The 18,259-nt window shown below is 62.0% G+C and carries 24 protein-coding genes and 2 pseudogenes; 15 read left to right on the forward strand and 11 right to left on the reverse strand.

Translation table 11 applies throughout. The features are described 5' to 3' along the window. The first annotated feature begins 354 nt into the window (after positions 1-354). From AD428_RS25900 to AD428_RS02650, 3 genes are all read left to right on the forward strand, one after another. On the forward strand, positions 355-684 hold the full coding sequence (locus tag AD428_RS25900; RefSeq protein ID WP_141218150.1) for a hypothetical protein: 330 nt from the start codon (positions 355-357) through the stop codon (positions 682-684). Between the two features lie 78 nt (positions 685-762). Further along, positions 763-1,158 carry a hypothetical protein gene (locus tag AD428_RS02645; RefSeq protein WP_235488879.1) on the forward strand — a complete coding sequence of 132 codons (396 nt, stop codon included), beginning with the start codon at positions 763-765 and terminating at the stop codon, positions 1,156-1,158. 17 nt (positions 1,159-1,175) lie between these two features. After that, complete coding sequence (locus AD428_RS02650) at positions 1,176-1,583, forward strand: hypothetical protein (protein WP_053244072.1); 408 nt, start codon at positions 1,176-1,178, stop codon at positions 1,581-1,583. 65 nt (positions 1,584-1,648) lie between these two features. Here the strand turns inward: AD428_RS02650 and AD428_RS02655 are convergent, their stop codons facing one another. Together AD428_RS02655 and AD428_RS24275 are read right to left on the reverse strand one after the other, a co-directional pair. After that, positions 1,649-2,155: a GNAT family N-acetyltransferase gene (locus AD428_RS02655; protein WP_053244073.1), complete on the reverse strand. Its 507-nt coding sequence runs from the start codon at positions 2,153-2,155 to the stop codon at positions 1,649-1,651. Continuing rightward, positions 2,152-2,424, reverse strand: coding sequence for a DUF1778 domain-containing protein (locus AD428_RS24275; RefSeq protein ID WP_082308223.1), 273 nt, complete (start codon positions 2,422-2,424; stop codon positions 2,152-2,154). Before AD428_RS24275 ends, AD428_RS02655 begins: the two co-directional genes overlap by 4 nt. 79 nt (positions 2,425-2,503) lie before the next feature. On the opposite strand from AD428_RS24275, the gene AD428_RS27400 reads away from it, so the two are divergent. From AD428_RS27400 to AD428_RS29220, 4 genes are all read left to right on the forward strand, one after another. After that, complete coding sequence (locus tag AD428_RS27400) at positions 2,504-2,704, forward strand: hypothetical protein (RefSeq protein ID WP_235488882.1); 201 nt, start codon at positions 2,504-2,506, stop codon at positions 2,702-2,704. Between the two features lie 287 nt (positions 2,705-2,991). Next, complete coding sequence (locus AD428_RS02665) at positions 2,992-3,258, forward strand: hypothetical protein (RefSeq protein WP_053244075.1); 267 nt, start codon at positions 2,992-2,994, stop codon at positions 3,256-3,258. A 137-nt stretch (positions 3,259-3,395) separates the two neighbouring features. Next, positions 3,396-3,698 carry an addiction module antidote protein gene (locus AD428_RS02670; protein ID WP_053244104.1) on the forward strand — a complete coding sequence of 101 codons (303 nt, stop codon included), beginning with the start codon at positions 3,396-3,398 and terminating at the stop codon, positions 3,696-3,698. A gap of 609 nt (positions 3,699-4,307) precedes the next feature. Continuing rightward, positions 4,308-4,808 (forward strand): hypothetical protein, encoded by a 501-nt coding sequence (locus AD428_RS29220; protein ID WP_369798680.1) that lies wholly within the window; start codon positions 4,308-4,310, stop codon positions 4,806-4,808. On the opposite strand, the pseudogene AD428_RS29225 reads toward AD428_RS29220, so the two are convergent. The 7 genes and pseudogenes from AD428_RS29225 to AD428_RS02700 all read right to left on the reverse strand — a co-directional run. Then, positions 4,743-4,928 (reverse strand): annotated as a pseudogene (locus AD428_RS29225) (type II toxin-antitoxin system RelE/ParE family toxin); the annotation flags it as partial. The gene AD428_RS29220 and the pseudogene AD428_RS29225 overlap by 66 nt on opposite strands. A gap of 17 nt (positions 4,929-4,945) precedes the next feature. Next, entirely contained in the window at positions 4,946-5,401 is a 456-nt protein-coding gene (gene relB, locus AD428_RS02680; RefSeq protein WP_053244076.1) for a type II toxin-antitoxin system RelB family antitoxin, read from the reverse strand. Positions 5,402-5,879: 478 nt separating this feature from the next. Continuing rightward, complete coding sequence (locus AD428_RS02685; RefSeq protein ID WP_235488899.1) at positions 5,880-6,116, reverse strand: hypothetical protein; 237 nt, start codon at positions 6,114-6,116, stop codon at positions 5,880-5,882. A 17-nt stretch (positions 6,117-6,133) separates the two neighbouring features. Then, the gene (locus AD428_RS02690) at positions 6,134-6,781 is read right to left on the reverse strand and encodes a DNA methyltransferase (RefSeq protein ID WP_053244078.1); all 648 of its coding nucleotides are present in this window, start codon (positions 6,779-6,781) and stop codon (positions 6,134-6,136) included. 304 nt (positions 6,782-7,085) lie between these two features. Next, positions 7,086-7,982: an N-6 DNA methylase gene (locus AD428_RS02695; RefSeq protein ID WP_053244079.1), complete on the reverse strand. Its 897-nt coding sequence runs from the start codon at positions 7,980-7,982 to the stop codon at positions 7,086-7,088. Positions 7,983-8,291: 309 nt separating this feature from the next. After that, positions 8,292-8,414 (reverse strand): annotated as a pseudogene (locus AD428_RS24285) (helix-turn-helix domain-containing protein); the annotation flags it as partial. A 61-nt stretch (positions 8,415-8,475) separates the two neighbouring features. Next, a complete protein-coding gene (locus AD428_RS02700) occupies positions 8,476-8,841 on the reverse strand; it encodes a GntP family permease (RefSeq protein WP_053244080.1) in 366 nt (121 codons plus the stop codon). 550 nt (positions 8,842-9,391) lie between these two features. On the opposite strand from AD428_RS02700, the gene AD428_RS02705 reads away from it, so the two are divergent. Continuing rightward, complete coding sequence (locus tag AD428_RS02705) at positions 9,392-9,985, forward strand: nitroreductase family protein (RefSeq protein WP_235488901.1); 594 nt, start codon at positions 9,392-9,394, stop codon at positions 9,983-9,985. A 129-nt stretch (positions 9,986-10,114) separates the two neighbouring features. Here AD428_RS02705 and AD428_RS02710 read toward each other — a convergent pair whose 3' ends face one another. After that, the gene (locus tag AD428_RS02710; RefSeq protein ID WP_082308226.1) at positions 10,115-10,939 is read right to left on the reverse strand and encodes an IclR family transcriptional regulator; all 825 of its coding nucleotides are present in this window, start codon (positions 10,937-10,939) and stop codon (positions 10,115-10,117) included. A gap of 227 nt (positions 10,940-11,166) precedes the next feature. Here AD428_RS02710 and AD428_RS02715 point away from each other — a divergent pair, with 227 nt between their 5' ends. From AD428_RS02715 to AD428_RS02745, 7 genes are all read left to right on the forward strand, one after another. Beyond that, on the forward strand, positions 11,167-12,033 hold the full coding sequence (locus tag AD428_RS02715; RefSeq protein WP_053244082.1) for a 2-keto-4-pentenoate hydratase: 867 nt from the start codon (positions 11,167-11,169) through the stop codon (positions 12,031-12,033). Positions 12,034-12,047: 14 nt separating this feature from the next. Continuing rightward, positions 12,048-12,830: a 2-keto-4-pentenoate hydratase gene (locus AD428_RS02720; RefSeq protein WP_053244083.1), complete on the forward strand. Its 783-nt coding sequence runs from the start codon at positions 12,048-12,050 to the stop codon at positions 12,828-12,830. Between the two features lie 38 nt (positions 12,831-12,868). Beyond that, positions 12,869-13,777 carry a hypothetical protein gene (locus AD428_RS02725; RefSeq protein ID WP_053244084.1) on the forward strand — a complete coding sequence of 303 codons (909 nt, stop codon included), beginning with the start codon at positions 12,869-12,871 and terminating at the stop codon, positions 13,775-13,777. 49 nt (positions 13,778-13,826) lie between these two features. After that, a complete protein-coding gene (locus AD428_RS02730; RefSeq protein ID WP_053244085.1) occupies positions 13,827-14,291 on the forward strand; it encodes a nuclear transport factor 2 family protein in 465 nt (154 codons plus the stop codon). A 53-nt stretch (positions 14,292-14,344) separates the two neighbouring features. After that, complete coding sequence (locus AD428_RS02735) at positions 14,345-15,319, forward strand: Bug family tripartite tricarboxylate transporter substrate binding protein (RefSeq protein ID WP_053244086.1); 975 nt, start codon at positions 14,345-14,347, stop codon at positions 15,317-15,319. A 90-nt stretch (positions 15,320-15,409) separates the two neighbouring features. After that, on the forward strand, positions 15,410-16,858 hold the full coding sequence (locus AD428_RS02740; protein ID WP_053244087.1) for an aldehyde dehydrogenase (NADP(+)): 1,449 nt from the start codon (positions 15,410-15,412) through the stop codon (positions 16,856-16,858). Further along, positions 16,852-17,151: a Dabb family protein gene (locus AD428_RS02745; RefSeq protein WP_053244088.1), complete on the forward strand. Its 300-nt coding sequence runs from the start codon at positions 16,852-16,854 to the stop codon at positions 17,149-17,151. The genes AD428_RS02740 and AD428_RS02745 overlap by 7 nt, the downstream gene beginning before the upstream one ends. Before the next feature lie 168 nt (positions 17,152-17,319). Here AD428_RS02745 and AD428_RS02750 read toward each other — a convergent pair whose 3' ends face one another. Beyond that, complete coding sequence (locus AD428_RS02750; protein ID WP_053244089.1) at positions 17,320-18,153, reverse strand: penicillin-binding transpeptidase domain-containing protein; 834 nt, start codon at positions 18,151-18,153, stop codon at positions 17,320-17,322. Positions 18,154-18,259 lie beyond the last annotated feature (106 nt).

Below are 18,259 nucleotides of genomic sequence, written 5' to 3' on the forward strand. Positions count from 1 at the left end.
CTCGCCGCGCGGCCGGACCGGGATCGCAACACGGCGGGTGCAGCGCCTGTCCTGTCAGCCCGTCGCCCTAAACCGCCGACTGTATCACTACGTTCCTTCCGCCAAGGGTCCGCTGCGCCGGGTGCTCACCCGTTCGGTGCTCGCCCTCGCGGGCTGCGCTCCGCATGCGGCTTCCGCGCCCGCCCTTTCTGGTCGTCACTGCGTGATCCAGATCGGCAAGGGCGACGAACTAACAGGACGGGCGGCATACAACGCGCAGCCGCCGAACTGCGAAACCCGATCCGAAAACCTACGCAGGGGCTCGGAATCTTCAGTCCAGGTCAGCACAAAAACACCAACTATCAGGAGTTCAAAGTGTCACGGAACCAGTCGATTCAGGCCAACAACAGCAACTGTGAAGTCCTGCGCGGCATCACGATCCGCATTGCCTGGGGTATCGCCACCGGCCTGTTCAATGAGGAAAAGAAACAAGACGCCATGCTAGATGCCTACTTTGATGCCCATCAGCTTGGCCTGGACGACTATGCACGAGATGTGGTTGCCGTGCCTGTACTTTTTTCTGATGTGCCGGACCTGATTTCGGCTTGGCAGGAAGGACAGTGTTTAGCTGCTGAATTTGAAGAGATTGCCCATTGCCCAAGTTGCCGCGATGATGCTGGGCATCCGTGCTCTAGCCATCGTTAGGACTGTGCATTTCAACAAAACGCCCCATCTGCTTTGCGCAGGTGGGGCAGGTGCCACAACGGACATAAGGAGAACAGCGTGAGAATACTTATCAGCATCCGTCTAGGATGCGCGCAATCGGCAGCGACAAAGGCTATGCTGTCTCGTCTCGGCATTTGTGTCGTGGAGCGGCATTGGCGGCCTGACGAGCAGGACACTGCCCCAATCGTGAGCATTGAGCTCGGCATAGAAACCGTGACATGGCACGGCCACCAACCGGACTGCATAGCGATGCTTGCGGAGTTATGCGAGATGGGATCGGTCCCGGCGCACGGGCTAGGGTCTCTGGAAGAGGAGCACGATGCAATTCTTACGCGCGGCCAAGTTGTGATGGAAATCGAGCGTCATGGTGCAGACGCGGGCGAGTTTTTCAGCGAGTGTGGGGAGCAGCCGCTGTATCGCGGTGAAACGATATTGAATTGGCTTGGCTACTGAGTGGACTGCGGGACGATATGACTATTCGCTATTATGAGCGCGTCACGGTGACCACTGACGTTCGGGGTGCCGATGGGCGCCTGCGTGTGCAAGCGGGGGCTGCCGGCACGGTGTACAGCGTCTTGAGCGGTCACCTTGGCGTACTGTTCGACGACGGGCCCGCCTATGTCGAGCTTTCCGGCTGCGGCCAGCGGTTCGCGGAAATTCCAGCGACAAGCGTGGCCCGTGAGGGATGGTTTTTCACCCGATTGGGCCGGCGTTATCGCGTGCTGGCTTCCTTCACGGACAGCGAGCAAGGCACGCATGAGGCCAATGAATATATGGAACAGCACCCTAGTACGTGCGTCCTGGCAGTTACCGGCGGGCAAATCTTGCTTGCGGGTAAGCAAGACGCGGGCGAGCCAGTAATTGCCCGTGGCGGGTGAGCGTTCAACCAGACTGGAAGAAACAAAACGGGCCGCAAATGCGGCCCGTTGCTCGTTGTCCGGGACTACTGCGCGTTGATCGCCTGCAGCGCCGAGGCGATGGGTAAAAAGAGTCGCAGCGGTTCACGCTCGAATGAAATGAATCCGTGGTGCCTGTAGAACCGTACAGCGCTTTCATCCTTGGCGTCGACCAACATTGCATAGGCTCCAACTTCGGCGTCCGCGCAGCGCATTAGAGCATCCATTAGCAGGGTGCCACCCAGCCCCGTTCCAGTGAAATGGGAATCCACGGCCAGGCGCCCCATCAAAACCACCGGAACACTGGGGTAGCGCGGTAGCTTTTTCTTCTGCTGCTCCGGCAGGTCCGCCAGGACGATACTCGATGCTGCAAGCGTATAAAAGCCCGCAATTGCGCCGCCCGGGGCTACAGCCACGTAGCAGGTGGCCACTCGGCGGCGTACGTCCTGGCTTACGGTGTTGCTGAAATATCCATCCAGGGCGGGAACGCCGCAGCTGAACTGCGTGCGGTCGTGCGCGGCTAGGCGCTCGATGACGTACGCCGGCTGGGTCATTTACTTTGAACCAGCTGGCGATGACGCAGCGCTGCACGCTTCAATGCCGGCGTCGGCGGAGCCGGGTCGATAAGTGCAGCAGCAAACCTTGCTTGATCGACTTGAGCAAGGCGAATGACCTCTGCGCGCTCCAAGGTCTTAACGACAGTGGATTGCAGGGATGTGATTACAAGATCGGTTAGCGAACGGCCTTCCATTTCAGCTGCGCGCTTGACCATTTCCATCAGGCCGGTCGGGATACGGGCCTCTAGTCGGGAAGTTTGTGCCATGGTGGTTGTCCTCCAAGAGAACCCAATTATACGGCAAATTGCCGTACAAATCCACCTTTACGGCAATTTGCCGTAAGCATTGCGGCGTGCCAGCGCCGGCATGGCCAAGCCCGGGCCGCCGGGCCTGCTGCGGTCGAGTGGCTGGCACCTGGACGGCGCCAGCCAGGGGACCTGGCCAACCCCGAAGTTAGAGCCCGCGCCGGAGCGCGGGCTGGTGGCGCTCGCCGCGCCGGCCGCGATCAGCATGCAGCTGCACCAGGTGCAATGCCTGGTCCTGTGACCCCCGCGCCCTAAAACCGCCGACCTTACCACTGCTCTCCCGCCTGCAAGGGGGCTTTCATAAAGCCCGCCGCCAGGCTGCGCCTGGCCGCAGCCTTTTATGAATACCCTACAAACCTTCCCCCTTTCCAGCGCTCGATTCGTGGTCACGGACGGCACGGGCTCGGAACTCACAGGACTGGCGGCTTACAGCGCACTACCACCGCCATGCAAGCCGATCTCGAAAACCCACCATCGGGCTGAAATCTTCAGGCCCGGTCAGCACTAAAACCTCTCAGGAGCATACAAATGTTTTTTCTCGATCTCGAATTTGCTCTTTCCGAAAAGATCACTTTTTTGCGCGGGCTGCAAGCACGCTGCTGCTGGGCGGCCGCCCCGGCCGGCGCGGATGCCGATTTGGGTGAGGCGCTTGATCTCGCCGTCGCTCAAGGGCATCAAGATTTTTTTTGCCGTCGCTCCGTCGACGACATCCCCCCACTACTTGCTGATGTCCCGGAACTCGCGGCTGCGTGGCGGAACGGCTGGACTTGCCCCGGCCGGTCCCTCGTGGCTTGATTTTTTGTCCCTTTTGAGAGACAATAACGCATGCTGAAATTCCGCGAAACCGAGACTTTCTCAAATTGGATTGAGGGCCTGCGGGACATTGCCATGGCCAAGCGCCTATGGGCGAAGATCAAAGGGAGTGCATCCAAATGACCAAACTACGTGATTTTGATCCGGCGAACTATTTGACGGATGACGAGACGATTGCTCATTATTTGGCGGATGCCGCGCAAGAGGCGGATCCGGATGCGTTCCTCCAGGCGCTGGGGGATGTGGCCCGCGCGCGCGGCATCGGCAGTATTGCCAAAGAGGCCGGTCTGGCGCGGACCAACCTGTACCGCGTCTTGGCTCCTGGGGCAAACCCCAGCTATCACACGCTGCGTCGTGTCATGGACGCCCTCGGGGTATCGTTCACGACAGTGACCAAAAGCAAGGATGCCGCGCACGCCTGATTCCGACAGTCGTCGCAAAGCCAATGGGCCACCTTCGGGTGGCCCATTGCTTTGGGGTGGCGGTGGTTTTCACGCGAGGCGGCCAGTCCCACCGGCTTCGCCGGCGGGGCCGTCCTGTGGACGTTGTGAGCGTCCCCCGGACGCTCACCGGGTCCCTTAAGGCCCCCGCCGCAGGGGCGCGGCGGACCCCTTAAGGCCCCCCACACACTACGCACCCTGCGGGTGCAGCTATCTTCTTGTTTTATTTGAGTTTTTTTCGCATCGAGCTGTTTTCTTTTGTCCGACAATGAAAACGCGCCAGACGCCGGAGAGCCGCTTGAAATCTGCCTTCGCGGCTTAACAGCCGCGTATACAAACAGCGATTTTTGAGCAAATTCCGCTGCCTATCAGCCGATCCGGGACATAGATAGGACACAAATGGGACATGAATAGGACAACAGTGGGACATGAATGGGACAACCATGGGACATGAATAGGACAACAATGAGACATGAATGGGACAACAGTCCAGCCGTTAAGCGATCCCCCGCCCAGGTCGAGGCGGGGGCCGTGCGCGGCGCGCACGTTGTCGGCCAGCCTGGCGGCTGGGCCGTGGTAGTCAAGTACGGCATGCACGAACGGCCCCTGGCCAGCACCAACACCCGCGCCGTTCGCTGCTGGCGGCGACTGGATACCGTGGTGTCGTACCTCAAGGGCATTGGGCTTGCACAGTTCGACGTGGACGCGGCCAACTACGACCAGGCGGCCACGAACGCGCCCAAGCGGCCCGACCGTGCGGCCGCGTTGAAGCGTGCCCATGAAGCAGCCGCTTACGATGCGTGGTTCCGCGCCCAGGTGCAGGAGGCATTGGACGACCCCAACCCGGCCATCAGCGATGAGGACGCCAGCGCGCATATGGAGCGCGTCTTTGCCGAGCTTGAGGGCGCGGAGCATGGCACCACCCACCACACACAAGGTTCACGGAGTTTTGTCGTCTGCTGGTGGCCATTGCCTGGCCGCATGCAACACGCGCAGGATCTCGATGGCGTCGTCCTCGATGCGGTAGACCATCACATAATTGGGCCGCACCACGATTTCGCGGGTGCCGCGCATGCGACCCGGTTTATATAGCTTCGGGCGCTGCGCCGCCGTCGCGGCCTTGGCCTCAAATTCCTCGTCCAGATCGAGCGCCGCTTGCGGACTGTCCTGGGCGATATAGTCGAAAATCTCGTCACGGTCAGCCTCGGCCATAGGCCGCCACCGAACCTTCACGCTTGCCCCTGCACCATGCGTTTACGCAGAGCTTCCCGTTTCTTGGCAAAGCGGGCTTCGACTTCCTCGCCGGGAATGCTCGGACGCGGGTCGTCGATGCTTGCCTGTACTTGCTCACGGAACCAGGCATCGTAGGCGGCGGCTTCATGCGCTCGTTTCAATGCCTCGGCGCGGTCGGGCCGCTTGGCGGTCGTCACGGCGTCCTGATCGAAGTTGGCCGCGTCCACGTCGAACTGAGTCAGGCCGATGCCTTTCAGGTAGGACGCCAGGGTTTCAAAGCGCCGCCACACCCGCACAGCTCGCGTATTCTTCGTGGCCAGGGGCCGTTCGTGCATGCCATAGCGCACCATCACGGCCCAGCCGCCAGGCTGGCCGACGATGTGCGCTCCGCGCACTGCGCCTGCTTCGACCAGGCGCGATAGGGTGCCGTGGTCGATGGTATCGGTTGCCATGTCCTCACCTCGCGTCGTTGATAGGTTCCGGGAAAAATTCAACTGTAAACAGTGTCCCGGACAATTATAAATCAGGGTTTGGCTTTTTATCCACCGGGCCATCGACTGGACATAATGCCCGTTATGAGCACGGCCGGCCTACCCGCCACCGCCACCACCGCCGCNGCGAGCGCCGCCGGGCCGCGCTTGCGCGGTCCCTGACCGCGGCCATCGGCCGCCAGCAAGCCAGCACGTGCTGGCGCGCAGCGTCGGCTCTGCCGGCGCGAAGGCCGGCGCAGCCGGCGGGGCACGCCCTGGCCTTTGCTCATTGGCACAGATGCATGCCTGGCCATATCCAGGCTCTTGTCCGCGCTGTAAGACCGAAGAGCAAGCTGCGCAGCCATAGGCGGCGGTGGTGTTTAGCAGCTAAACACCACCGCCCTTCCCCCAAAACATTGGCTGCGATACCGCCCCACCATTGCAGCCAACAGGGACGCCTCTAGCGGCGGGGCCGAGGCTCGCGCAGTACCTGTCGAGCGAGCTCGTTGAGATTGATTTCCTGACGCGCTATAGCCCGGACTTCATCTAGAGGCAGAGATTCAAGAAGGCGTGACATGCGCCGCTCATATTCCAGCGCTGCCAACCTCGGCCAGGATTCATGCTTCGCGATGGCGGACAGTTCTTCGCGATTGTTCCTGCCGTAGCCCTGCAGGAAGGCGACCAGGCCCTGGGTCATTGCGTTGTCATCCCGGCTCATGCTGCGAACCTGTCTTGGTTGGCCAGGTGAAGGCGTTCCACAGCGGCGGCGTGATATTTCGGGTCCATTTCGATGCCATAGAAGCGTCGGCCGGTCTGGCGGGCGGCCACGCACGTCGATCCGGAACCTGCGAACGGATCCAGCACAATGTCGCGCGGCCGGCTGAACGCCTCAATGAGCGGCACCAGACATTCCACAGGTTTCTCGGTTGGGTGGTGGCGGTTGCCGCTGTATTTCCAGGGCAGCACGTCAGGCAGCGGCTTGTTCGGCACGGCCGGCTGGCCCTTGGCCAGCAGGTAGGCCGACTCGTGCTGGTAGGCGAGAAAGCGCGACTTCGATTGATACGGCTTGGCGAAAACGATGTGCCCGACGGCGCGAAAGCCGGCGGCGCGCCAGGCAGCGAAGAAGCGGTCCACGAGGTTCCAGCTATAGAAGGAGATGCAGAAGGCGTCATCGCGCAGGACACGGAACATTTGGGTAAACGCCGGCACCAGCCATTCGTCACGGCGATCATTGGCAATGCTGCGGCCGGAGCGGTCAACGTAGTTGACCAGGTACGGCGGGTCGGTCAGAACGAGATCGACGCAGCGATCGGGCAATGTGGGGAGAATGGACAGACAATCGCCCAGGACAACACGGCTCATGGTTGGCTCCTTGCGTGCAGCAATGGCAGCCGATCTGCATTGCACTGCACGGGGCAGGCGGGCGCAGGCCGGAAGGAGCCGGTCAAGGGACGTGGAATAAATAGCGAGCGCGAGCGAGCGGTTTATGCCGCGAAAGCCCTTGAAAGGCCGGACGCGGCTACAAGGCCGCGCGCCGCGGCCGGCCTGTCCGGAGCCGAAGGGCCTGCGACGGTATGCACCGTGCAGTGCTTGACGACCGTGAATTGGCAAGAAGACAGGCGCGGCAGCGCCGCGCCAGGCCCCAATAGGGGCCCAAGGCCGGAGGCTAGAACAGCGTCATTTGACCAGTGGCGGCCGCCTGGCGCGCCGCTTTGGAGAGCGCCGGCCGCCGCAGCACAGGAGCTACCGCCTCAGTCAGAACAGATTCGCCGGCCGGCGTTGGCGCGGCGACGGCTCCAGGCGCAGCCAGCAGGTCGCGCGTGGCCTGGATCGCCTCGCGCTCGCGCAGCCGCGCGCCCCAGCCTCCGATGACATGCGCCGGCGTGTACCAGTGTTCCCATTCTTCGGAGGTGAGCGCGTTGCCGTGCACGACGATCGCCGGGATATGCAGCAACGCCAGCTGCAGGTAGGTCATGTGGACACACCGGCGATCTATGTCGATGGCCACCACGTGCATGGCCTGCTGGTAATTGACCTTGGCATCGTGCAGCGCGTGAGCGGCGGCGATGATCATGCCGCCTGCGCCGCATGCCGGTTCCAGCAGATGTATGAAGCCGTGCTGGTTTACGTGATCGGTGAGTTTGGGGGTGTCGCCCAGAATCATGCCGCCCATGAGACGCGACACCTCATAGGGCGTGAAATACTGGCCCGTGCCTGCATTGCCCATGTCCAGCATCATGAACGTGCTGCCCAGCACGTCGCCGAAGTCGCCCGTGGCCACCTGCTCATCCCAGCACTGCACCAGCAGCGCAAAGGCCTCGACCAGCCGCTGCAGCTCGTCTTGTGCGTAGCGACCCACAATCTCGAGGTAGCGCGCCTCTCGCTTGTCGAACTGCGCCCGATCGACGGCGTTAGCCAGCGCCAACGCACCCATCTCCGTCCAGTCCGACCAGGTGCGATCCAGGCCGTGTGTACGCGAGAGATCGCGCAGGATCTTGACGATGGCTTGTTGCCGCTCGTCGGCCGATTGGAGGAATTTACGCTGTTGTGCCTTCGTGGCCATGTGTGTGCTCCGGTTGCCAGGGCGGGAATGCCCGGAACCGAAGGACACGGCGCAGCGCAGGACTCAAGTGTCGAAGACGGCCGGCGGCCGCAAGCGGTGCGAGCGCAGCTCGCACCGCGCCGCACTTGAATCCGAGAACGCCGTGGCACCCTGACCGGGAATGCAGACCCGCCCACCCGTGGGGCTTGCCGCAGCGGTGTTCGCGCGCAGATGTTTCCTAGCGATGTCGCTTAGCAGGGAGCAGCCGTCACCACCAGGCGGCCGCGCCACGGAGAGAAAGGCCCGCTCGGAGCGGGCCTGCAGGCCTTAGTCGATGGCCGCGTAACGGGCCACCGTGTTACGTGAAATGCCAAGTCGCCGGGCGATCTCGCGCTGCGACAGGCCTTGAGCAATGAGCACATGGATGGTCATCCACTGATCCTTCTGAAGCATGGTGGGCCTTCGCGCAAAAAGGCCTCACTTTACGGAAAAGTGGCTCAGATTTACTTTGCACTTAGTGGCTCATTTTTACTCTGCGCGCAACAACGGTGGCAAGAATGGCCCTCTCGGGGCCAAATCGCCGGGTCATGAAATCGGCGATGACCTGGACAGAGCCGCTGTCCTCCATCAGTTTTCCGAACAGGGCGCCAAGCAGGAACAATGGAAAGAACTGCGCCAGAAAGCGTGCGGCGCCATTCATGAACGTTTGAGTCCAGTGCGCAAGAACAGGCTCTCCGGAGATGGCCGCTGCCAGCATCGCGGAGAGCGGCGCGAGCAGCAGTACGCTCCAGCCGCGGTACGCGAACCAAATAAGCAGGACAAGGCTGGCGATCATGCCTGTCAGGCCCAGCGTGGAAGCCAGCGCAGCGCCATTCGTCATTGCTTACCCTCCATGAACGTCGTCGATCCGGAGCCTGTACCGGCTTCAGGAAGCGAAGCAGGAGTGCTCCGCATGCGCGCGCCGACATCAGAAGCAACGTGCAACCGCCGATCGGCGGCCCTTGCCTCGAGCCGTTTCCGAAGAACACGGAGACATGGCCGGCTCCGGAATCGCCTGCAGGCGCACAGCCCCCATTCTGAAGCGGTGTATCCGGTGCTATGTGACAGCGGACAAGCGGACCTCGGATGCGGTGTTGCCGTCCGCCCGGCATGAACGGTTCGCCCCATGAACGGTTCGCCCCATGAGCGTTGCGCGGCGAGAATCGGAACTGCCGATGTCTCTTGGCATCCTAAGTGGAATACCGCGGCCTTGGACCGGCGCCTGGGCCACGCACGACAGATCCTGCAGATGCACGCCGGCACCATGCCGTCCGCCCCCTTCCTGCAGTGCATGGAGCCGCCCGGCGCCACGGGTTTCCCGGGGCTCGCGCGGAAAGGGCAGGGGCATGATGCCGGAAGGCGCTGCAGCTCTAACCCATGAAGGGGCAAGCATGAGCAACACGCGTACATCCGACTACCCGATCGACAGGCAATTCCTTGACCGTTGGTCGCCGCGTGCCTTTTCCGACCGCCCGGTCACGGAAGAGCAGGTCTTGACCGTGCTTGAAGCGGCACGCTGGGCGCCTTCCGCTTCCAATCTGCAGCCGTGGCGGTTCTTCTACGGCCTGCGCGGCGAGCCCGAGTTCGACACGCTGTTAAGCTTGCTGGTGCCTTTCAATGAAGGATGGGCCAGGAACGCGGGCGCGCTGATCTTCATTACCTCGGTGATCTCGTTCGACGGCTCGCGCCAGAACATCACCCATAGTTTCGATACCGGTTCGGCGTTCATGTCGCTGTCGCTTCAGGCGCACAGCATGGGCCTCGTGGCACACGGCATGGCAGGCATCGAGTTCGAGAAAGTGCCGGTGGTGCTGCGCCTGCCTTCCGATTTAAAGGTCGAGGCCGCCGTTGCGGTGGGCTATCAGGGCGATGTCTCGACGTTGCCGGAGGCTCTGCAAAAACGCGAAGTGCCGTCGCAACGCCAACCCTTGACCGATATGGTCTTCAAGGGCCACTTCACAGGCGAAATCAAGGCGCCCTCCTGAGCCCGGATCGAAGGGTAAAAGCCCCGTCTCGTCCTCAGGCGTTTTCTTGTCCGTATCCGGTAGAGGATTCCGCTACGGACCGGCAACGCTAAAAGAAAGACCGTCGGCCATCCACGGCCGGGCGTCGGGTTACAGCCTCTCCTCAAGCGCCTGGACGATCTGGAACAAGGTTTTCTTCCGCTTCTCGTCCGCCTCAGGCGTGCAGGTCTCCTTGCGGGAAGTGATGCTTACCGCAACCAACCCGTCTTCCCGGTGAAGGGTACTCGCGCAACGGGCAATGCAGCTCACCCCTGGAAGCACCTCCTCATCATCCAACGAATACCCGGTCTTGCGGATCGCGTCGAGGCGCTCCCTGAGTTCTCCAGGCGTGGCGATCGATTTCTCGGTGAGAGTGGGCAGCGTACGCACGCCGGCCAGACGCGTTTCCAGCTCGTGAATGGGCAACGCTGCCAATAGTGCCTTGCCGATGCCGGTGCAGTTTGCCGGCGTTCTCCTTCCTATCTCCGCGCGCAAGCCCAGTTGCAATCCGCTGTTGTAGTCCTGCCGCGCCAGGTAGATGACGTCCAGTCCATCGCTCAGCACGGCGAGCTGGATCATCGATTCGATGTCCGGCGAGGCCATGCGGCAGACGTCGTAGAACTCCCGCACCAGATGCACGCTTGAGACATAGGCGGACCCAAGCTGTACCAGCCTTCGTCCGAGCTGATATCCGTCTTCCGTGCGCCGGACCAGTTGACCGTCGACCAGCGCGTCGCAAATGTTGAGGACGGTCGATTTCGGCACATCGAGCGTGCGCGCGATTTCGGACACGCCGAATCTGTGCTGGGGAGCCGATTCGAGCAAGGTCAGGATGCGGATTGCACGTTCGACTGCCGGAGCCAGCGTTTTCTTGCGCGGTTTTTCCTCTGGCGTTGACGCTGCATTTCCCGCTGGTGTGGAGGCGAGGTTTTTCATGTCGTGCAGTTCTCCCAATATTCCATCGGCGGCCAACGGCGCGAGATGATAGCAGAAATTTGTTCAGCATATTGAACGACGTGGTGCACATATTGATGGTGAAATGCATTTCAAGCAATGAAAATTCATTAAAAGCGCATAAATGTTCAATATAGTGAACGCTGTTCAATATGTGCTTGATAGGTTGCGAGTTTGCATCTATAGTTCCGCGGCATTGGACAGCACGTTTGACCAAGCTGCAGTGGCCTGGTCCGGTCTTCAACTTCACTGAAGGGGCATTCATGTCGATTCAAGCGCCGGCTTCGGCGAGCACATCGGTGCAGCACGCGGTGCAGATGCTCGATCAAGCGCACGCTTTGAGCCGCGCCAGTTCTTTGGTCAGCACGGTGCTCGGGGCGGACGATGTGCAGGCTGCGTCTGCCGTGCAAGAGATCCGCATCGCCCGCAGCAGGGCGGCTGGCGTCCGGGTGGTCGGTCGCAAGATAGGGCTGGTCGGGAATGAAGCGGATCAGGCCTGCATGCGGGCCAAGCCGGTGTGCGGGACGCTGCTGGCGGAGATGGAAGGACTGGACGGCGCAACGCTTGTTCCCAACTGGGCCTTTGCGCCGCGCGTCGAAGGCAAGCTCGCTTTCGTCCTTGGCCGCGATCTGAGCGTGGGGTTCGCGACCCTTGCCGACCTCGTGCGCGCGGTCGAGTTCGTTCTCCCGGCAGCGGAAGTCACTGAAAGCAGGATGGCCGGCCAGACGCTGACCGAGGTGGATCTCATCGCCGACAACGCCGGCGCCGCCATGTTCGTGCTCGGTGCCACTCCCCGCAAGCTGGAGCAGCTCGATCTCAAGCTGTGCGGTCTGACTATCGAACGCAATGGCGAACCGGCTGGCTTCGGTACCGGCATCCAGGCATACGGCCACCCGCTCAACGCACTCCACTGGCTGGCGCGCCACTGCGCGGCAGGCGGGCAACAGCTTCTGGCGGGCGACATCGTCCTCGCGCCAGCGCTCGGCCCTGCCGTTGCGGTCGCGCCGGGCGATGACCTGCTGATCGAGATCGGCGGACTGGGCAGCATCGCATTCCACCTGTCCGATAACAAGTAAGCGAGAACTGCGTCATGAACTCTCAGCATACCCCCGGCCTGAATGAAATCGCGGCCATCCTGGATGATGCCGCCTGCTCGCGACAGGCCATAGAGCAACTCGGCCTCCAGATCGGGATCGCCAATGCATACAAGGCGCAGGCGCTGTCGATCGCCCGCAGGATCGCACGCGGAGAACGCAAGGTCGGCGTCAAGATGGGACTGACGAGCAAGGCCAAGATGCAGCAGGTGAATCTGAAGGACGTCCTGTGGGGCAGGCTCACCGACGGCATGTTGATGGAAAACGGCGGCGTGCTGGATATCGACGATTTCATCCAGCCGCGCGCCGAGCCGGAAATCGCCTTCCGTCTGCGCAAACCCCTTGCCGGCAGGATCACGGAGCTGGAAGCGTGGGATGCCATCGAAGGCATCGCTCCCGCGATCGAGATACTCGACAGCCGATTCAAGAGCTTCAAGTTCAATGTTGACGATGCCATCGCGGACAACTGTTCTTCTTCCGCATTCTTCATCGGCCCCTGGCACAAGCCCGACACCGACTTCGGCAATCTCGGCATGTCCCTCGAAATCCAGGGACATCCGGTGGCCGTCAGTTCGAGCTCGGCCATTCTCGGCCATCCGATCCGCACCCTGGTGGCAGCAGCCCGCCTGACCGAGCAGTACGGCGGCTGCCTGGAGGCAGGAGACGTCTTTCTGTCCGGCGCCTCGACCGCGGCCTTTCCCTTGCAGGCCGGCATGCATGTCCGCGTTCGCGTGCAAAGCCTCGGCCGCTGCGGTTTTTCCGTGACGAGCCGGAAATAAGCCCCATTTCCTCGCTATTGCAGTCAGGAGCCATTCAATTGAGCACCGATCATTCGCCTCCGACATCGTTTTCGCGTCCCAACGAGGAGCTGCCTCAGATCCATGAGGCCGAGGGTGCACCGACCTGGCTTGTACGCGCCGAGCATTTCATCGTGGCCATTACGCAGGTCCGGCCGGGCGCGAAGCTGTCACGTAACGACAATCGCGACGAGTACATGCTTCTGCTTCCGCCCGGCATCGAGGCCACGGTCGAGTGCGGGGGGGAGGCGAGGAAGGCGGAAGGGCACAGCCTGAGCATCGTCCCGCCGGGAGCGAGCAGCATCATCGCGCATGCAGCAGGAGCGGTCGTGCGCATCTTTACCATCTGCGAAGCGGACTTGGCTGCCGCATCCAGTAATGCAGCGCTCTACGCGCCTATCGAAGGCAAGACCGGCACGGATGAAGACCGGCCCCTGCACCCCATCGACCGGCAGTTCCGGAACTACAGCTTGGGCACCCTGGACGCCGAGGGCGAGCAACTGATCCAGCCACGCATCTACCGTTCCACCAATCTGATGGTGAACGTGTTCTGGCCGTTTCGCTGGCCGCGGCCGACGAACGAGATGCGCCCGCACGTCCATGCCGACTTCGACCAGGCATCGGTCGCCCTGCGCGGAAGGTGGACGCATCACGTGCGAACGCCGTGGGGCGCAGACATGAACCGCTGGCAGGACGACCTGCACGTCGCGCTCGACAGCCCGTCCGTGATCGTCATACCCGCAGGTCTCATCCACACCTCGCGCAACCTGGATGCCGATGCCTGGCTGATCGATGTGTTCGGGCCGCCGCGGCGCGATTTCGCGCACGCGGGCATCGTCCTCAACGGCGCCGAATATCCCGACGACCGGCCGCGCGACGACGCCAGGGCGCATAACGTGCCGGCTGCGTGGCAAAAGCGGCCGGGCTGATACCCGCCTGCATCAGACAGCGAACACCCGTTCAATTCAAGGAGAGCCCATGTCGAAACTTAAACCCGAGCAGATGGAAGCGACGATCCGGCGCTACTTCGACGCCTGCAACGCCGCCGATTACGAAGGGCTCGTATCCTGCTTCACGCCGGACGCCGTGCACTACTTTCCGCCCGGGCTTCCCGACATCCCCTGGCGCGGCGCGGAAACGATTGCAAAGAAATGGATCTGGTGCGTCGAAACGCTCGGCTCGCAATGGACCATCGAAAAGGTGCTGTGCTCTTCCACGGTACCGGAAGCCGTAATCGAGTGGACACATTGGAAAAACAAGATCGGCAAGGCGTTGCGCGGTGACGAGTGGTACGTCTTCGACGAGAAAACCGGACGCATCCGCGAGATACGCGCGTACTACGCGTCGCCGGCCGACCCCGCGGCCGCCATCTGCCAGTTGCACGAATTCGATTACGCCGGACGCGGATATCACCTCGCCGCTCCGCGTACCGCTGAAGACTGATCCGCGGCAGGACGCCGCCAGGACACTTAATCATTCACAACATTGGAGGGACTATGTTCGGCAAGCTTCACACCATCGCGGCCGGCCTGACGCTGGCGACCATCGCCGCTGTTGCACCGGCCGCCCACGCCGCCTATCCGGAAAAGCCGGTCACCATTATCGTCGGCTATGCGCCGGGCGGATCGGTGGACATCGTCGCGCGTATCATGGCCAAGCATCTCGGCGACAAGCTCAACAAGCCGTTCGTCGTCGAGAACCGGCCGGGCGCAAACGGAAATATCGCGGCCAACTATGTGGCCAAGGCCAAGGCCGACGGCTATACGCTGCTTTTCGGCGGCAGCAACCACGTTGCCAACGACAGTCTGTACAAGAACATCAGCTTCAAGTTCAGAAAAGACCTGACCCCGCTCGCCCTGTCCGCCAGCATGGCAAACATTCTGGTCGTGACGCCTTCGCTGCCGGTGAAGACGGTGCAGGAACTGATCGACTATGCCAAGCGCAACCCCAACGCGCTTAACTACGGCTCGTCCGGCGCCGGCTCCTCGCAGCATCTCTCCGGCGAGCTGTTTACGAAAATGGCCGGCGTGAACATGACCCACGTCGCTTACAAGGGCGCGTCGCCCGCCGCCACCGACCTGATGGGCGGCACGATCCAGGTTATGTTCCTGAACGCGCCGGTTGCGATTCCTTATGTCAAGTCGAACCGGATGCGCGCGCTGGGCATCACCAGCCGTTCCAGGGACCCTTCCTTGCCTGAGGTGAAAACCGTCGCGGAGCAGGGACTCGCTGGATACGAGACCGGCGCCTGGGTCGGCCTTTTCGCTCCTCAGGCCATCGATCAGGGCATTGCGCAGTTGATCAACAAGACCTCCGAGGAAATCGCGAAGTCTCCGGAGTTCCAGAAGGAGATCCAGGCGCAATACATGGTGCCGATGAGCGGCGGACTCGACGAGATCAGGAAATTTGTCGTCGACGAAGACAAGAAGTGGTCGGAGATCATCCGCCTCGCAAACATCGTGCTGGATTGAGTCCGGCTGTTCCCATTCCCAAGATGTGCCGGCCGGCGTGGGCCTGGACAGTTCAGTGCCGGCACGGTTTCGTATCGCGAGAAGGATCGCATGAACAAAGAACGACTGGATGAGCGGCGAGAATCTACGTCTGCCGATATCGATGTTGCCGTCAATGCGGCGACAACAGCCTGGCCAGCGTGGTCTTCGAGCCAGCCGGCGCGCCGCGTCGGCGCGCTGCAGGCGCTTGCGGCAGCACTGGAAGCGGCGCGTGAAGAATTGGTGCCGATTGCGCACGAAGAAACGTATCTCGGGATCCCGCGCCTGAACGGCGAGCTTGACCGGACGGCGTTCCAGTTGCGCGTATTTGCCGATGCCGTCGAAGCCGGGGACGCTTTCCCGATGTTCGAAGATCCGGCAGTCCCCGGGCTGCCGCCTGTGGGCCACCCTCATCTGGTGCGCGCAGCGGTGCCGCTGGGGCCGGTAGCCATGTTCTCGGCCAGCAATTTCCCGTTTGCCTTTTCCGTACTCGGCGGCGACACGGCCTCGGCCCTGGCCGCCGGCTGTCCGGTGGTGGTGAAAGCCCATCCCGCGCATCCGAAACTTTCCCGTGCCGTCTTCAAGCTGGCGCAACAGGCATTGCAGGCGGCCGGTGCGCCGGACGGTGTGCTGACCATGGTCGAAGGCGCATCGAAGGACGTGGGCGTCTATCTGGTGCAGCATCCGGGCATCGCTGCCGTCGCCTTTACCGGTTCGTTTGCCGCCGGGGCGGCGCTGCAGCGCGAGGTCAACACGCGGCCCCGGCCAATTCCTTTCTACGGCGAGCTCGGCTCCATCAATCCCATCGTGGCGCTGCCGTCGGCAATCGAGACCAACGGCAATGAGCTGGCTCAGACCCTGGCGGCATCGATTGCACAAGGCTGCGGCCAGTTCTGTACCAGTCCCGGCCTCCTGGTGTTGCGCGGAAACGCAAACAGCCAATCCTTTCTTCGTCAATTGGCGGAGCGGTTGGACGAGCAGACCACGCACGCCATGCTGACGCCAGCCATTCGCGATGCCTTCGAGCGCGGAGCGGCACGACTGTGCGCGCATCCGGGAGCCAGACGTCTCAATCACGCGAACCCCCGTGCAGATGGAAACCCGCAACCGAACCTGGTGCAGATCGACGTTGCGGCCTTCCTGGCAGAGCCGGGGTTGCGCGAAGAGGTGTTCGGTCCGTCCTGCGTGGTTCTGGTCACGGATTCGACCGAGCAGACGCTTCAAGTGCTGGATGCCGTCGAAGGCAGCCTCACGGTAACCGTCTGGGGCGCTGAAGAGGAAAGCGAAGAGACGCGTCGCATCGTGCGCGCCGCAATGAATGTTGGAGGGCGTGTGCTGTTCTCAGGAGTGCCGACCGGCGTTGCCGTCACGCGCGGACAGCACCACGGCGGGCCTTGGCCGGCCTCGACTCAGCCGCAGACGACCTCGGTCGGGCAAGCGGCCTTGCAGCGCTTCCTTCGTCCGGTGGCATTGCAGGATGCGCCGGCCTGGCTCATGCAGCGCGGGGGTGTTCCATGCTGAATCACCTCGTACTGTTTCGCCGCAAACCCGGCGTCGAAAAGCAGCCCGAACGCGAGCGCGAACTGGTGGAGAAAATGGACGCCCTCGGCGTCAAGATCGCAAGCATCCGTTACTGGAAACTTTCGGCGAACGAAATACAGCGGCCGGTGTGCTGGGACTATTCGCTGGAATCGAAGTTCGACGATGTTGCGGGACTGGAAGCCTATCTTTTCCACCCCGCGCATGTTGAACTAATCGCCTTGCTCAAGCCGTATTTCGAGTGGGCTGCCGTGGATTACACGAGTGCGGGCTGATGGAAAAAAGCGTTGCCGTTCCTGGGTATTCATGAAGATCGCTACCAGCCGGCGGGCAAGCGGTAGCGATCTTCTAGTCCGCAACGAGTGTTGGCGAGGCTGCTGGTTTGGAAGTCTATCGGCTGAAAAACAAGGCAGCGATCCAGGCGCGTACCTCACGCAGCCCCACTACATTAATCCAAGGCTGTTAAAGATCGCCTTGGTAACGGCAAACCTGGCCGCACCGTCAGACTCCTTCCTGATTTCGACATTGGTTGCATAAAAGTAGACCTGTTCGCCCCGTTCCAGGTAGCCGACGAGCCATCCGGTCTGCGGTGTCGTCGCGTCTCCGAAACCCGACCACCCGGTCTTGCCGCTCAAGCGGTAGGCCGGCGTTTCCTCCAGCACCAGCAAGTCCTTGACGATCTGCGTGTTCCGTTCGGAGGCGCCCAGTTTGCCGGAATGGAAGTTGTGCAGGAACGCGACCTGTTCCTCCGCCGAGATGCCGAGTTTTCCCGTGAGCCAGAAGGTGTCGATGCCGCCGGAGATATCGCGATTCCCATATTGGAAACGGTCCACGTATGCTTGCATGCGCGCCGTTCCCGTGCGCCGCGCAAGCTCCTTGTAGAACCAGACCACGGAGTTCGGCAGGGCGCTTGCCAGCGTATGGTCCTTTGCCCATACCTGCGGCCACCATGCTTGCCGGGGATCGCGCCCGCTGTTCCATGGAAGCGCGAAATCGGGGCCGGATGCCACGCCCGATTCGAGAGCAATCAGCGTATTCGGAATCTTGAAAGTCGAGGCCGGAAGGTAGCGTGTGCGCGCACGTTCGGCATTGTGGCAATACATGGCACCCGTTTCCGGGTCGAACAGCACGAAGGTGCCTTGCACCTGCGACTGCTCGAACGCGGCCGCGAAATCGGCCTGTTCGTCGCAACCCGGTTTTGCCTGGGCAAGGCCATGGCCGGCCAGTGTGACGCCAACGATGGCGAGCGCACCCAAAGCGCGATTGAAGATATTCATGACGCTCCCTTTTTACTCTTTAGACGGATGAATGATCGGGCGATGTGCGCCCGATGGAGCGAGAGATTAAGGACGGCATGCCGGCATGCCAAGCGCCGCTTCGTAA

The organism is Achromobacter sp. DMS1, assembly GCF_001270295.1.